The 14541-nt window shown below is 68.7% G+C and carries 10 protein-coding genes and 1 pseudogene; 3 read left to right on the top strand and 8 right to left on the bottom strand.

The genetic code is table 11. The annotated features are described in order from the left end of the window. The first annotated feature begins 12 nt into the window (after positions 1–12). Entirely contained in the window at positions 13–534 is a 522-nt protein-coding gene (locus A37U_RS48990; protein WP_020502453.1) for a hypothetical protein, read from the top strand. Between the two features lie 52 nt (positions 535–586). On the opposite strand, the gene A37U_RS0140920 is transcribed toward A37U_RS48990, so the two are convergent. From A37U_RS0140920 to A37U_RS0140900, 5 genes and pseudogenes are all read right to left on the bottom strand, one after another. After that, positions 587–1399 carry an amidohydrolase family protein gene (locus tag A37U_RS0140920; RefSeq protein WP_020502452.1) on the bottom strand — a complete coding sequence of 271 codons (813 nt, stop codon included), beginning with the start codon at positions 1397–1399 and terminating at the stop codon, positions 587–589. A 437-nt stretch (positions 1400–1836) separates the two neighbouring features. Then, a pseudogene (locus A37U_RS55275) lies at positions 1837–2076 on the bottom strand (methyltransferase domain-containing protein); the annotation flags it as partial. 222 nt (positions 2077–2298) lie between these two features. Then, entirely contained in the window at positions 2299–3576 is a 1278-nt protein-coding gene (locus A37U_RS0140910; RefSeq protein WP_020502450.1) for a M1 family metallopeptidase, read from the bottom strand. Continuing rightward, positions 3576–7511: a Pls/PosA family non-ribosomal peptide synthetase gene (locus A37U_RS0140905; RefSeq protein WP_051111869.1), complete on the bottom strand. Its 3936-nt coding sequence runs from the start codon at positions 7509–7511 to the stop codon at positions 3576–3578. The genes A37U_RS0140910 and A37U_RS0140905 overlap by 1 nt, the downstream gene beginning before the upstream one ends. A 237-nt stretch (positions 7512–7748) precedes the next feature. Next, positions 7749–8279 carry a MarR family winged helix-turn-helix transcriptional regulator gene (locus A37U_RS0140900; protein ID WP_020502448.1) on the bottom strand — a complete coding sequence of 177 codons (531 nt, stop codon included), beginning with the start codon at positions 8277–8279 and terminating at the stop codon, positions 7749–7751. A gap of 31 nt (positions 8280–8310) precedes the next feature. Here A37U_RS0140900 and A37U_RS0140895 point away from each other — a divergent pair, with 31 nt between their 5' ends. Beyond that, on the top strand, positions 8311–9033 hold the full coding sequence (locus A37U_RS0140895; RefSeq protein ID WP_040590144.1) for an SDR family NAD(P)-dependent oxidoreductase: 723 nt from the start codon (positions 8311–8313) through the stop codon (positions 9031–9033). Positions 9034–9428: 395 nt separating this feature from the next. Here the strand turns inward: A37U_RS0140895 and A37U_RS0140890 are convergent, their stop codons facing one another. From A37U_RS0140890 to A37U_RS0140880, 3 genes are all read right to left on the bottom strand, one after another. Continuing rightward, positions 9429–10049, bottom strand: coding sequence for a maleylpyruvate isomerase family mycothiol-dependent enzyme (locus A37U_RS0140890; RefSeq protein WP_026198160.1), 621 nt, complete (start codon positions 10047–10049; stop codon positions 9429–9431). 72 nt (positions 10050–10121) lie between these two features. Next, a complete protein-coding gene (locus A37U_RS50855; protein ID WP_083934277.1) occupies positions 10122–11252 on the bottom strand; it encodes an HNH endonuclease signature motif containing protein in 1131 nt (376 codons plus the stop codon). A 428-nt stretch (positions 11253–11680) separates the two neighbouring features. Then, on the bottom strand, positions 11681–13780 hold the full coding sequence (locus A37U_RS0140880; protein WP_020502444.1) for a HelD family protein: 2100 nt from the start codon (positions 13778–13780) through the stop codon (positions 11681–11683). 197 nt (positions 13781–13977) lie between these two features. On the opposite strand from A37U_RS0140880, the gene rsmD reads away from it, so the two are divergent. Next, on the top strand, positions 13978–14532 hold the full coding sequence (gene rsmD / locus A37U_RS0140875; protein WP_020502443.1) for a 16S rRNA (guanine(966)-N(2))-methyltransferase RsmD: 555 nt from the start codon (positions 13978–13980) through the stop codon (positions 14530–14532). Positions 14533–14541 lie beyond the last annotated feature (9 nt).

Here is a 14541-nt window from a genome sequence, read left to right as displayed (position 1 = left end):
GAGCATAAGGGCATGCGGGTGTGGTTTCCACGGCTTCCGGACCGAATGCGCGCGTACAGCCTCGTCGAACGCGGCGACGGTGTCCGCTACCGGGTGCACGAGGGGATCGCGAGCGCGCACATCCCGCATGATCTCGTGCACTTCCTGATCGAGCGTGAGCTCGGTGAGGACGGCGGGTTCTGGGGTGCGGTCGCCGCGGGGGCGGTGTTCGACAGCATGGAACACCTCTCCGGGCGGCGCCCACCGCAGTCCGCTCGGCGTTCTGCACGGGCCAAACGCGAGCGTGCGCACCGCCTGCAGCGTGCCGAATTGCTCCCCGGAGTCGTCGCACGGGTCGTGGAAGAGGGGATCACCGAGCATCGCCGCGTGCGTGCGGTGGCCGCCGAGGTGTTGAGCACCATCCCCGATCCGTCCGTGCCGGAAGCCGAGGTGATCGCCGCAGCGGGAGAACTCGAGCGGACGGCGCGGCGCTGGGGTTCGCTGGTACCGGGCGAGGAACTGGTGTTCGAATGGCCGGAACCCGGGCGCCGCTGAGATTTCCCTGCGCGAGTCTCAGGGTTCCAGGGGTTTCGGATCCTCCGGGGTTTCAGAGTCCGAAGACCCGTTTCGCGTTGCCGGAGAGGAACAATTCGGCCGCCTCCTCGCCCAGGCCGAGCTCACCGAGCCCGTCGAGCGCCTTGGCCGGGGTGATCATCGGATAGTTGGTGCCGAACAGCACCTTGCTCCGGCCACGCCCGCGAAGATAGTCCACGAGCTCGGCAGGATAGCGGCGCACGGTGTAGGCGCTGGTGTCGATGTAGACGCGCTCGTGCTTGTCCGCGACCGCGATCATCTCGGTGGTCCACGGATAGCCGATGTGCCCGCAGACGATGTCGAGTTCCGGGAAATCGAGCGCGATCCGGTCGATATAGGGGATCGGGCGCCCGGTTTCGGACGGACGGAGCGGGCCGGTGTGCCCGACCTGGGTGCACAACGGGATGCCGAGCTCGGCGCAGGCGGTGTAGAGCGGGTAGTAGAGCCGATCGGTCGGCTCGAGTTCCCAGAGCCACGGCACGATCCGCAGTGCGATGAACCGTAGCTCGGTCACCGCGCGGCGCAGCTCGCGGACCGCCGCGACCGGGCGCCGGATGTCCACCCCGGCGACGCCACGCAACCGCCCGCCGGACTCCTCGACGAACCCGGCGGCCTCGTCATTGCTGACCAGCGCGCCTTCCGGGCCATACCAGGCACAGCTGAGCCCGAGTTGCACCCCGCCCGCGTCCATCGCCGCGATGGTGGTGGCGACCGGGGGATCCTCGGTGAACTTCTCCAGTCCCGTCCAGCGCCGCAGGGAGGCGAGCATCTCGTGATTGATGAGCCGAAGGCTCGGGTGCTGCATCCACGCGTCGATCGCAGGCATGCGCGCAGTCTGCCACGTCCGGCGCCGGAGAGACACGGTTCACCGGCGGACGGTTCACCGGCATACGAACAGGCGGAACCGGTTGGTGAGGCGGAACGCCCCGGTCTCCTCGACCCGGGAACACGCCAGTGTGGCGGCGCGATCCAGGAAGTCCCGCCAGCCGTTCCCGTCCGGCAGCTGCTGTTCGGCGAACCCGCGCGTTGTCCAGGAACGCGATCACCGGGCCGGGTTCGGGCACCACAGTCTCCCTGGCGAACTCGCGGCTCGATCCCGGCGAAATGCGGTTGGAACAGGTGTCCGTGTTCGAGGGTGAATCCGGCGGCCGGGTTTGTGAACGGTTCCGGTTCGGTGCCGAGCAGGTCGCGCAGGGCCGCGGTCCACAGCCCGGCGATCTCGGCTTTGTCGCCCGCTCCGTTCGTGCTCGCCAACAGCGTGGCACCCGGGCGGAGCACCCTGCGCGGCTCGCCGATCGCCGCGCAGGGATACTCGAGGTGGTACAGCATGTGCATGGCGAGTGCGGCGTCCACCGATTGGCCGGGCAGCTTGAGATACCGGATGTCGGCGAGTGCTTCGGGGGCCATCACGGGGGCGCGGTCGAGTGGAAGCACTCGAAGGTCCGGCCGCCGCGTCCGGAGGCGATCGGTACAGCCGCCGATGCCGCAGCCGATATCCGCCACGATTCCCCTGAACCCGGTCAGTTCGGCGATGGCGAGCCCGGGAAGATCCACGGTTCGCGCTGCCACTGGTAAATGCTCATCCGGGCGGCGAGCGGCTCGCGGCTGCGATAGGCCTCGGCGCCGCCGGTCATACGGGGATTTCTCTGCAGAGGATCCTCTGCAGCACAAACCATGCAGAACTGGTTCTGCAAAGAAAGTTCCGCACGGCTCGGGGGTCGGCCGTCACGGCAGCGGTGCCCGGTAAAGCCAGCGGTCGAAGAGGCCGTCCAGGGGGCGGGAGGTGAACTGCGCGGCAAGGGAGCGGAACTGCTCGGTGGTCACCGTGGCGTGCCGGTAGCGCGCGCACCATTCGCGCAGCAGGCCGAAGAAGGAGTCCTCGCCGAGCTCCGCGCGCAGGGCGTGCAGGGTGAGCGCTCCGCGCTTGTACACCCGCTCGTCGAACATCCGCTCCACCCCGGGGTCGGCGAGGATCAGGTCCTGGTCACCCGCGTCGAGGTGGCTGTGCCACTGGCGCGCGAGCTCCTCGGTGCTCGGCCCGCCGCAGGCCTGCGACCACAGCCATTCCGCGTAGGTGGCGAACCCCTCGTTGAGCCAGATGTGCCGCCAGTCGGCGACGGTGAGGCTGTTGCCGAACCACTGGTGCGCGAGCTCGTGCGCGATGAGCCGTTCCTGCGCCCCGCTGCCGTCGATGTGGTTGGCGCCGAACACCGAGAGCCCCTGTGCCTCGATGGGGTCGTCCAGTTCGTCCTCGGTGACCACGACCACGTACTCGTCGAAAGGATACGGGCCGAGGAACTTCTGCAGAGTGCTCATGATCTCTGCGTGCCTGCCGAGGTCCTGACGCAGCGGCGCGCGCAGCCGCTCGGGAAAAACCGCCCGCTGCACCGGTTTCTCGGCGAGGAGGAGTTCGCTGTACTGTCCTATGTGGACACCAACGAGGTAGCTGGCGGTCGGTTCGGGGCGGTCGAAGACCCAGCTGGTCTTGCTCGCCGAGCGCCGTTTGCTGACCAGGTTCCCGGTCGCCGCGACGGTGTACGGCGAATCCGTGGTGATGCCGATCCGGTAGCTTGCCTTGTCCGAGGGGTGGTCGTTGCACGGAAACCAGGTCGGCGCGCCGATCGGCTGGCTGGCCACGAGCGCCCCATCGGTGAGTTCGTCCCACCCGATGTCACCCCAGGTTCCGCCGAGCGGGCGGGGATTGCCGCTGTAGCGGACCTCGACGGTGAACGGGGTGTCCGCGGCGATCGGTGCGGGCAGGGTGATCCGCAGCTTTGTCCCGGAATGCCCGAACTTCACCGCGCGCCCGTTCACCCGCACCCGGCGCGCCCGCAGCCCGGCGAGATCGAGCGCGAACCGGGAAAGCGGGCGCGCCGCGATCGCGGAGAGCCGCGCGTTCGCCGAGAGCAGGTTCGGCCCGACCCGGTAGTCGAGTTCGAGTTCGTAGTGCTGTACGTGGAAACCGTCGTCGCCGTGTTCGGGAATGTAGGAATCGATCGCCATCACTTTCGACGCCGGCTGCCCTTTCGTGACTCTTTGGCGGTGATCTTTCCGGTCTTCTGCGGCCACACCGCGATCGGATTGCCGAGCCAGCGCCCGTCCGATGGCACCGCGTCCCCGCGGGTGACCAGCGAGCCGGGGCCCACGGTGGTGCGCGCACCGATGCTCGCGCCGGGCAGCACGATCCCGTGCTGGCCGAGCGTCGCGCCCTCGTCGAGCCGCACCTCGTCCATGCTCATGATCCGGTCGTGGAACAGGTGGGTTTGCACCACGCAGCCGCGGTTGATGGTAGCCCCGTCGCCGAGGTGCACCAGATCGGACTCGGGCAGCCAGTAGGTCTCCGACCACACCCCGCGGCCGATGCGCGCGCCCATCCCGCGCAGCCAGGCGGTCAGCAGCGGGGTGCCGCTCGAATAGCCGATCAGCCAAGGCACCGCGAGCACCTCGACGAAGGTGTCCGCGAGTTCGGCGCGCCACACGAACCCGCTCCACAGCGGCCGGGTCCCGGACCGGAACCGCCCGATGAGCGCCCATTTCGCCAGGATCGCCAGCACCGAGGCCAGCACCCCGGCCGCGAACAGCACGAGACCCGACACCACGGCGGCGGTGAGGAAGCCGGCCCTGTCCCACAGCGCGTACAGCGCGGCGAACACGCCGACGGTGAGCGCGGTGCCCGCCATGACCGGGATGATCCGGCACAGCTCGACGAGTGCCCTGGCGAGCTTGAGCCGCGGCGGTGGGGAATAGGTGCGCGCCGTATCCGCCTCCTGTGCCGCGCGGCGCAGCGGCATGGGTGGCATGCCCAGGTACGAGGCGCCCTTCTTGGTCTTGCGCGGGGTCGCCGAGAGCACCCCGACGAGCCCGCGTTTGGGGACCGAGCGACCTGGCCCGGTCATCCCCGAGTTGCCAAGGAACGCCTGCTTTCCGATGCGCGCGGGTGCTACGTGCAGCCAGCCGCCGCCGAGTTCGTAGGTGGCGACCATGGTGTCGTCGGCGAGGAACGCCCCATCGGTCACCTTGGTCATCCTGGGCAGCGCGAGCACGGTCGACGCCTCGACCCCGCGGCCGATGCGGGCGCCGAGCAGCCGCAGCCACACCGGAGTGAACAGGCTGGCGTACAAGGGGAAAAGGGCGATACGCGCCATGTCCATCAGCCGCTCGGTCGCCCACACCTGCCAGGCATTGCGGCTGTGCACCGGATGATGCCCCTCGCGCATGCCGATCCCGAGCGCGCGCACCAGCACCAGGATCAGTACCGCGAACGTCAGGAAGTACGCGATGGTGGCCGCCGGAACGGCGAGCAGCGCCGGCCCGATCGCCGCCGAGAGCGAGTCCGTCCCGCGCAAGACCGCGGCGAACAACAGCACGGCGGGCAGCGTCGCGAGCAGCGGGAGCGCGCCGAGCAGCAGCGAACTCGACCCGTACACCGTCGTCCAGAACCGTGAGCGCGGCGGACGGCTCGACGGCCAGGAGATCGCGTCGGTGGTGTCGCGCGCCGCGGGGGACCCGGCCCAGCGCTGCCCTGCGGGCACCGCGGCGCGCACCGTGGAGCCCGCGGCGATCTCGGCGTTCTTGCCGATCCGCGCGCCGGGGAACAGCGTGCTGCGTGCCCCGATCCGGGCACCCGCGCCGATCCGGGTCTTGCCGATGTGCAGGGTGTCGCCCTCGATCCAGTAACCGGCGAGGTCCACCTCCGGCTCGATTGCGGCTCCCTTGCCCAGCTTGAGCATTCCGGTGACCGGGGGCGGGGCGTGCAGATCGGCGTCCTTACCGACCTTCGCGCCGAGCGCCTTCGCATAGTGCGTCATCCAGGACGCGGTGGAAACCTCGGCCACACCGGAGAAATCCGCCAGTTCCTGCGCGGCCCACAGTCGCATGTGGACCCGCCCGCCGCGCGGATAACTCCCGGCGCGCACCCCGCGCAACAGCAGCCGTGCACCGCCCGCGGCGATCGCAATCCGGCCGAGCGGGCTGAACAGCACGAGCCAGCCGAGCGCGAGGGCCCACAGGGGAGGGTTCGGCGCGAAGGACACCCCGGTGAGGGCGAGCAATTTGGCGAGCGCCGCGGCGATCGTGGTCCAGCGCAGCCCGAGCAGCACGAACATCGGTGCGAGCCAGAGTGCCTGCGCGATACCGGTGCGCCGCCGGGTCGGGCGCACCTCCTCGCGAGTGGTCTCGGTGGCGTCCATCCGGTCGAGCAGCGTGGCGAGCTCGCCGAGAGTCGGATTCGTGTAGATATCGGTCACCGAGACCTGCGGATGGGTGGCCCGGATGACGGCGACGAGCTGGGCCGCGGTGAGGCTGCCGCCTCCGCAGGCGAAGAAGTCCGCGCGGGTGTCGGCGACCGGAACACCGAGGATCTCGGCCCATGCCTCGGCCAGGATCGCCGCGGTGCCGTGCAACTGGTCGCGTTCCGCGCTCTTGGGCAGCGGCCAGGGGAGCGCGGCCCGGTCCACCTTGCCCGAGGTGCGCGTCGGCAGCTCACCGACGACCGCGAGCAGCGGGACGAGAGCGGCGGGCAGCTGTTCACGCAGCCGGGCGTTCGCCTCCGCGGTGTCCACCTCGCCCGCGAGATAGCCGACGAGGACCTGGTTACCCGCCTTGGTGGTGCGTACTGCGGCAGCGCCACCCGCGACCCCGGGAAGGGCGGCGAGAGCGGCGTCGATCTCGCCGAGTTCGATGCGCCGACCGCCGAGCTTGACCTGTTCGTCGGCCCGGCCGAGGAACACCAGCCCCTCGGGATCGGCGCGCACGACGTCCCTGCTGCGATAGGCCCGGGCCCAGCCGAGCCGGTCGAACGCGGCGAAGCGCTCGGCGTCCTTCGCGGCGTCGAGATAGCGGGCCAGCCCTACCCCGCCGATGATCAGTTCACCGGTCTCGCCATCGGCGACCGGGTATCCATCGGCATCCACCACGGCCAGCTCCCAGCCACACAATGGGAGCCCGATCCGCACCGGGCCCTCCCCGGTGAGCTGCGCGGCGCAGGCGACGACGGTGGCCTCGGTCGGACCGTAGGTGTTCCACACCTCGCGACCCTCGACCGCGACCCGTTCGCCGAGCTCGGCTGGGCAGGCCTCGCCGCCGAAGATCAGCAGCCGCACGTCTTCGAGCGCCTCGGTCGGCCACAGTGCGGCGAGCGTGGGAACCGTGGACACCGCGGTGATCCCGCGTTCGAGCAGCCACGGACCCAGGTCCACACCGGTGCGCACCAGCGAACGTGGCGCGGGAACCAGACAGGCCCCGTTGCGCCAGGCCAGCCACATCTCCTCGCAGGAGGCGTCGAAGGCGACCGAGAGCCCGGCCAGCACCCGGTCACCCGGGCCGAGCGGCTCCTCGGTGAGGAACAGCTCCGCCTCGGCGTCCACGAACGCCGCCGCGCTGCGATGGGTGACCGCGACACCCTTGGGTTTTCCGGTCGATCCCGAGGTGAAGATGATCCAGGCGTCGTCGGCAGGAACCGGTCGCCCGCGCGCACCCTTCGGTTCACCGCGCGATTCGAGCGCGTGCCCATCGGTGAGCACCGCGCACACCTCGGCCTCGGTGAACACCAGTTCGGCGCGCTCGGCCGGATCATCGGCATCGACCGGGACATAGGCCGCCCCGCAGGTGAGCACCGCGAGGACAGCGACGTAGAGGTCCGCGCTCCCCGAGGTCAGCCGGATCCCGACACGGTCGCCGCGCCCGATGCCGTGTTCGGTGAGCCGGTGCGCGAGTGTCTCCACCCGCTCGGCGAGCGCCCGGTAATTCAGCACCCGGGTGCCGTCGTCGATCGCGGGCGCGTTCGGATGGGTGCGCACGGTCGCGGCGAACACCTGATGCAGGGTGCGCGCCGGCGCCGCGGTGGTGGTCCCGTACTGGGCGCGGGCCGCTGTCCTCGTCGTTTCGTTCGGCGCCGCTGTCCGGGCTGTCCTGGACTCCGGTTCGACGGTGAGGGTCATCGCGCCCATCAGCACCTTTCGCCACCCTCTGACTCTGTGCGCGGCGCAGGATTGCTCCGCGTGGGGGACGAAGGAGTTTATCGTGTTGTAATAGGCGGTTCGTTACCGACGTGGCCGAGCTCACCGTTCACGCAGGTCAGAGTGAAGGCTCCGATGCTCCTGTGCCCAACGCCCGGCGGCCCGCGGGTGACTGCGTGCAGCGGCGCTTTGGTCCGGTCCGGTGATGGCCATCGACGCTCAATGCCCCGCCTCCGGGGTGTCCGGGACACCGAGGCGGACGTGCAAGCCGGTCAGGAACGACTCCAGCAGCCGGGCCAGCTCGGCCAGCTCATCGGGGCTCAGATGCTCGACCAAGGTTTCCTCGGCGGTGAGTAGCTCGGTCACCGAACGGTCCACCCAGCGATGCCCCTCCGCGGTGAGCGTCACCCCGGTCGTGCGTGCCCCGCTCGCGGTCCGGCTCACCTCGACGAACCCGGCCGCCTCGGCGCGCGCCACCCGCTGGGTGATCGCCCCCGCGCTGACCAGTGAGCGCGCCGCCAGCTCGGAGGTGGTGAGCCGATAGGGGGCACCGCTGCGGCGCAGCACCGAGAGCAGATCCAAGGTCGCCCGGTCGATGCCGAGCCGGGACAGCGTGCGCCTGCGTTCATCGGAGAGCAGCTTCGCGCCGCGCCAGATCCGGGTGATGATGCCGATGGAGCCGGTCGGCACCCCGGGGAGTTCACGTTGCCATGCTCGCTGGATCTGTGCGGCGGTGTCCGGTTGCTGCATGAGCCGAGCCTCTCATGGTAGCTTCGAAGACATGAGTTTAGATCTAAAGAACTCCATTGTGACCGGTGGCGGCACCGGGATCGGCAAAGCGATCGCGCAAGAACTACTCGCCATGGGCCATCGGGTCGTGCTCACCGGCAGGCGCGCGGATGTATTGGAGAAGGCCGCACGGGAGATCGGGGCGGACTGGGTCGCATTCGACGCCGCCGAACCCGAACAGATCACCGCGGCGCTGCCCAACCTGCCCGAGCGGGTCGACGTGCTGGTGCACAGCGCGGGAGGCAACCCGGACCTCGGTGCGCAACCTGCGCGCACCCTGGCCGAGATCAAGGAATCCTGGACGGCGAACTTCACCGCCAATGTGCTCACCACGGTGCTGGTCACCGAGGCATTGCGGGACCGGCTCGCGGACAACGGGCGGCTGATCGGCATCGGCTCGATCGCCGCGCGCCGGGGAGCGAGCGGCTACGGGGCCGCGAAAGCGGCGATCGAAACCTGGACCTCCCAGATGGCAGGGGAGCTCGGCGAACGAGGGATCACCGTGAACACCATCGCCCCGGGGCTGATCGAGGAGACCGAGTTCTTCGGCCCCGGCCTGCCCACCGAGCGCAAGGCGGTGCTCATCGCCGAGACCGCGAACAAGCGGGCCGGCCACCCCGAGGATGTGGCCGCACTCGCCGGATTCCTCGCAAGCGAACGGGCGGGGCACCTGACCGGACAGGTTTTCCCGCTCAACGGCGGCGCCTCGCGCTAACCAGGGGCGGGCTCGCTCGGCACACGGATCCCGAGCCCGGCGAACACACCGGCCGCGTCCGGCTCATCCAGCGTCTGATCGCGGGTTTCGCGTGCAGCAGTGCGGAAAGGGCGCCCGAGCTCAGGGCGGTGACGGTTCCACCAGCAGGCCCAGCAGAACGGTCTCTGGTGGAACCGTTCGGCCGAGCGACCCACCCGTGCCGAGACTGGGTTCGAGAAAGCCGTCAGCCCTGCTGCGCCAGGTGGTGACGGCGAGGTAGGGGAGGAAGAGCGCCTCGCCTATCCGCACCACATCCAGAGCGACCGGAGCGATGCTGCCCCCTGGCCGAGGACCAGATTGAGAACCAGACAGGCAAGCACGACCGAAAACTGCCTGCGCCCGGCCCAGGACTGGGATCAACCCACACGCGCGGCGAGTATCGGCTGGCCTTCCCCTTCGAGTTCCTCGACCACTCCGGAGCGGCCCGCGATGGTCAGCAGCAGCGCCTCGCCGGGTCCGCGCACGACCGGCCCGCGTCCGAAGGACCAGTCGAGATCGGCTGCTTCCATGCGCAGCCCGCGCACCCGCAGCACGCCGAGCAGTACCGGGGCGAACAGGGCGACTGAGAGCGCGGGCCGCAGTCGTTCGGCGGGAATCTCGCGCGGCCTGCCGAGCGGGCGCCGGATGTCCTGGTGGTGGATGAGCCCGTCGGCGAAGCCGATCATCCCGCCGAAGGCCGCAGGAAACCCACTCGGATCGAGGTTGCTGCGCAGGATAGCGATCAGCTCCTCGGGTTCGCGCCCGGCGTACTCGGCATGTCCGATGGCGTTGATACGGTTCGGATTCAGCCGCCCACGCGCGAACCGTTCCACGTGCCCGCGCAGGCCGATCTCGTCGAAACTGATCGCGTGCGCGATCACGTCCCGAACCCGCCAACCTTCGCACAGGCTCGGGGTCTCCCAGTCCTCGGGGCTCAGTGTCTCCAGGAACGCCGCGAGATCGGTGCGTTCCTCGCGGGCAAGGGTGCGCAAATTCATCGGGTCATTATGGGTGAGGCCGGTGGGGTTCGCCATCGAACACCGAGGCGCCCAATCGTTCAGTCCTCGTCCTCAGTTGCGATAGGTATGTCCGGATGGTGTTGTGATTTCGAGCTCGCCGGTGCGATGGTTGAGCGCATGGTGCCAACCGGGGACCGATTTCATTCTGTGGTCCAGGCGGCAGAGCCCTTGGAGGTTGTCAGGACTCGTGTTGTCGTTGGAGGCGTGTTCTTGTATGTGGTCGATTTCGGTGATGGGCCGACAGCATCCGTGAGCCCGGCACCGTTGGTCACGTAATCGAACGTAGTCGCGCTGCCGAGCACTGGGCCGGTAGCAGTGTCGTCCGAGGCCCCGTATCACGCCGGTATCAGGGTCGGTGAGGATCTTGCGTACCGCGTTTCGCGGATCGGCCAGCATTGCCTGCGCCGTGTGCGCGGGAATCTCACCGTAACCGTTGACGCGGCAGTGCTCGTCGCTGATTTCGAGGGCGACACCGAGTGGTACGTGCACGTTCACCACCGCCTGTACCCCAGTGTGCCGGTCGTGGCCGGTGAGGAGGTCGGTGACCACGTCGGCGCGCAACTGATCCAGCGTGCGCGGATCACCAGCCCGGCGCAGAGATCGGGTGATCGCCTCGACTCGTGTTTCGCAAGCGGCGAGGTCTTCGCTCGGTAAGCGCGCGGACAAGTTACCGGTACCGTTCGCTCGATCTCGAAACGACACGCGTCTCGCGGTGCGCGCTGCCGCGATGCGAATGGCTTTTGCCTCTGGCTCCAGCCCGTCTGCCAACCGCCGCAGATAACCAGTCCAATCTCGGGGCCGTCCCTTCCCCCGGAGGCGTTCGACGATCCGGGTATCCACCAGGTCCACAAGATCACCGGGTAAGGATCCGAAGGCTTTCCGCACCTTCGATGCGTGAACCAACCCCACCAGGCCTGCTCGCATACATCGCACGAGCCCGGGCATACGTTCCCGCAGGAATATCGCGGTCTTCACGGTGTCGATCGATTGGCCACGCGAAACATTCCGCGCCAACCGAAGCTCTTCGGTCACCGAGGTATGCGGACACTCACCGGTACGCCCTTTCTGCTCGTGATATAAGGCATATACGTGATCCACAATCGCGGCGTCCAGCCGTGCCTGCTCACGGTCACATACACAGATCGCTTCGACCAGCGAAATATTGCTTTCCCCAGAGTTCATGAAGCACACGATAACAGCGCCCGGTAGTGAAAGCCAGGTAAGTTGATCGGCAATGGTGATTGTGCGTGTAAAGCTGCTCTGACCAGGAGGTGCACGTTGTAGCGCGAGTGTATGCCAAATAGTCCACAGTGCGTCCGGTTATCCACAGATTTTCGCGAATACTGTTCCCGGTACCGAGGATCGATATACTGGATGCGGATCCGAGTGAGGACGACGCATCGTTCGGCAGGATCGGTGATGTCGGCGCTTCCGCGACGATCATCGCGTCGCGCGTCCCTGTTCGGTGTGCCAGCAGGGGCGATGACATGCCAACAGTCGACCGGTCTATATTCAGCGAATTCGCTCATTACCGGCCGATGATAACCTGAAAAACAGAGCAGCTCTGTAAGGAGATGATTCCTCGTGCCGGAACGAATTGAGTGCGATAATCAATCCGGAAGCCAGTTCATTCCGCTGGTCAGCACGATCAATTCCTGGGTCGCCCGGGTCAGCGCGACGTAGAGCCCGCGTCGTCCGGCGGCCGATTCGGCGATGAGCTCATCCGGTTCGTAAAGCACGACCGCGTCGTATTCGAGCCCCTTCGCGTCCAGGCTGCCCACCACGCGGATCCGGTCATCGGTGAACCCGTCCAGCCAGCCGGTGGCCTCGGTGACCCGGTCCATCGCGGTGATCACGCCGACCGTGCCCGCCACCGAATCGAGCAGTTCGGTCACCGCCGCGCGCACATCCTCCGGCGCGGCTCCGGAATGGATGCGCGGTTCGATTCCGGTGGCCCGCACCGCGTCCGGAAGCAGCGCGCTGTCGGTGTACGGGGCGATTACGCGCGCGGCGAGGCCGAAGATCTCGGCGGAGTTGCGGTAGTTCGTGGCGAGCGTGAAATCACGCCACGCGCTCTGGCGTTCGAGCGCGGTCCGCATCGCGGCGACCGATTCCTCCGGGCGCGCCCGGGAGGACTGCACCGGGTCGCCGACGATCGTCCAGCTCGCGAACCGGCCACGCCGCCCGACCATGCGCCACTGCATCGGGGACAGGTCCTGGGCCTCGTCTACGACCACATGCGCGTACTCCTCGTAGACCTGGGGCATCGACAGCCCGGCGCTGCGGCCCGAGCGCTTGCGCGGATGACCGAGCAGCACCCGCAGTTCATCGAGCAGCGGGATATCCGAGACCGTGAACCCCTGTTCCTCGACCCCGGCGAACGAGGCGGCGAGTATCCGGACCTCGGACGCGGTGAGGGTCTTGCCCGCCGCGCGGGCGAGCTTGCGCTCATCGGCGAGCCCGCGCAGCACATCGGCGGGAGAAGCGAGCACCCAGAACCGGACCACGAAGCGGTGGAAATCGAGCCGCTCCGCCATGTCGTCGAGGAACTGCGCGCGATCGAAGGACAGTTCACCACCAGAGCTCTCGGCGAGCGTGGAAGCTTTGCCCCACAAGGCTTCCAGCAGCATCTCCGCGGCGATCACCCGGGATGCGTTCGGCAGTCCGCCGCGCGCGTGCACCTTGCGGCGCAGCCTGGCCAGCTCGCGCCCCTCGAGGCGCAGCACCTGGCCCTTGTAGGTGGTGCGCAGTTCCCCGGGAGCGTCCTCCGGGGCCAGCCGCACCGCGGAGCGCAGCACCTTGCGCATCCGTTCCTCGCCCTTGAGCGTGGCCAGTTCCGCCTCGTCCTGCCGAGCGGCGCGGACCCCGTCGAGCACCTCGCCGAGCGAACGCAGCTCCGCGGAGTCCTCGCCGATCGAGGGCAGCACGCGGGAGATGTAGTTGGTGAACACCGGGGAGGGGCCGATGACCAGCAGTCCCGAACCGGCCATCGCACGGCGGTCCCGGTAGAGCAGGTAGGCGGCGCGGTGCAGGGCGACCGCGGTCTTCCCGGTACCCGGCCCGCCGGTGATCTGGGTGACCCCCTTGGCCGGGGCGCGGATCGCCTCGTCCTGTTCCTTCTGGATGGTGGCCACGATGTTGTGCATCCGCTCGCCGCGTGCCCGGGACAGCGAGGCCATCAGCGCGCCCTCGCCGACCACCCGCAGTCCCTCGCCGAGGTGATCGGGCATGAGCAGGTCGTCGTCGATATCGGTGACCGTGCCCCCGCTCGAGCGGATCACCCTGCGGCGGATCACATCCATCGGCTGGTCAGCGGTGGCCTGGTAGAAAGCGGCCGACGCGGGGGCGCGCCAGTCGGTGACCAGGTTGTTGTACTCCTCGTCGCGGATGCCGAGCCGTCCGACGTAAATGGTCTCCCCATCGACGAGGTCCAGCCTGCCGAACACCAGTCCCTCGTGCTCTGCGTCGAGCGACTGCAGCACCTTGGAGGCGTGCGCGACCATGATGTCGCGCTGTAGCAGCATCTGTCCCGCTTCGAGCTCGTCCTCGTTGCGTGCACCGTCCGCGACCGCGAAACCCTTGTCTCGCATGGATTCCGCGTGCGTGCGCAGCTCGGTGACCCTGGCGTACACCCGGTCGACGTGGCGCTGCTCGATCGCGATCTCGGCGGCCTGCGCTGCCAGGCCCTCATCCGTCGTCGTTCTGGACACCCATCGCTCCGCTAGCTACCCGCTCCTGAACGCCTGAGATCATCCGCCGTGCCTCCCCGGCCGGTAATCTCAGACGTTCGAGCTTACGTCGCGTGCGCGCGTACGTCCGCCCCTGGTCGGTGAATATGGCTGTCCGGGTGACGCGTAAACTCCGAACTCGTGACAGCGCACCCGCATTCGCGCGGCCGGGAGGCGCGGTGACCAGGATCGTCGCAGGCAGCGTCGGTGGCAGGCGGATCAGGGTGCCGCCGAAGGGGACGCGGCCGACCGCGGAACGGGTTCGCGAGGCGCTGTTCTCCGCGCTCGAATCCGACGATCGAGTGGCCGGCCGGGTGCTCGACCTCTACGCCGGATCCGGCGCCCTCGGTATCGAGGCACTTTCCCGTGGTGCGCACGAGGCCGTGTTCGTTGAATCCGACGGCCGGGCGGCCGGGGTACTGCGCGCCAACCTCGCCGAGCTCGGCCTCACCGGCTCACGGGTGGTGCGCGGCAAAGCGGAGACCGTGCTCGCCACGCCCCCGGCGGACCCGTTCGACCTGGTGCTCGCCGATCCGCCGTACGCCATCGCCGCCGCCCAGCTGAGTACCGTGCTTCGGGAACTGACCGAAGGCTGGCTGGCCGAGGACGCTGTGCTCGTGCTCGAGACATCCGCTCGCGCCCCGGAACCGGACTGGCCGCACGGGCTCGAACCGGGGCGGGCACGCCGCTACGGGGAGACCACCGTGCATCAGGTGGTGTTCACGGGCCGTTAGGCTGCACAG

Source organism: Sciscionella marina DSM 45152 (genome assembly GCF_000379465.1).
In the GTDB taxonomy this organism is placed as follows: domain Bacteria; phylum Actinomycetota; class Actinomycetes; order Mycobacteriales; family Pseudonocardiaceae; genus Sciscionella; species Sciscionella marina.
Note: the sequence above shows the minus strand (reverse complement) of the source record. Positions and strands in the feature narration are given on the sequence as shown.

Coding starts and splice junctions, on each gene's coding strand:
- A37U_RS48990 (WP_020502453.1), top strand. CDS start 13: ATGCGGGTGTGGTTTCCACGGCTTCCGGACCGAATGCGCGCGTACAGC.
- A37U_RS0140920 (WP_020502452.1), bottom strand. CDS start 1,399: ATGCCTGCGATCGACGCGTGGATGCAGCACCCGAGCCTTCGGCTCATC.
- A37U_RS0140910 (WP_020502450.1), bottom strand. CDS start 3,576: ATGGCGATCGATTCCTACATTCCCGAACACGGCGACGACGGTTTCCAC.
- A37U_RS0140905 (WP_051111869.1), bottom strand. CDS start 7,511: ATGACCCTCACCGTCGAACCGGAGTCCAGGACAGCCCGGACAGCGGCG.
- A37U_RS0140900 (WP_020502448.1), bottom strand. CDS start 8,279: ATGCAGCAACCGGACACCGCCGCACAGATCCAGCGAGCATGGCAACGT.
- A37U_RS0140895 (WP_040590144.1), top strand. CDS start 8,311: ATGAGTTTAGATCTAAAGAACTCCATTGTGACCGGTGGCGGCACCGGG.
- A37U_RS0140890 (WP_026198160.1), bottom strand. CDS start 10,049: ATGAATTTGCGCACCCTTGCCCGCGAGGAACGCACCGATCTCGCGGCG.
- A37U_RS50855 (WP_083934277.1), bottom strand. CDS start 11,252: ATGAACTCTGGGGAAAGCAATATTTCGCTGGTCGAAGCGATCTGTGTA.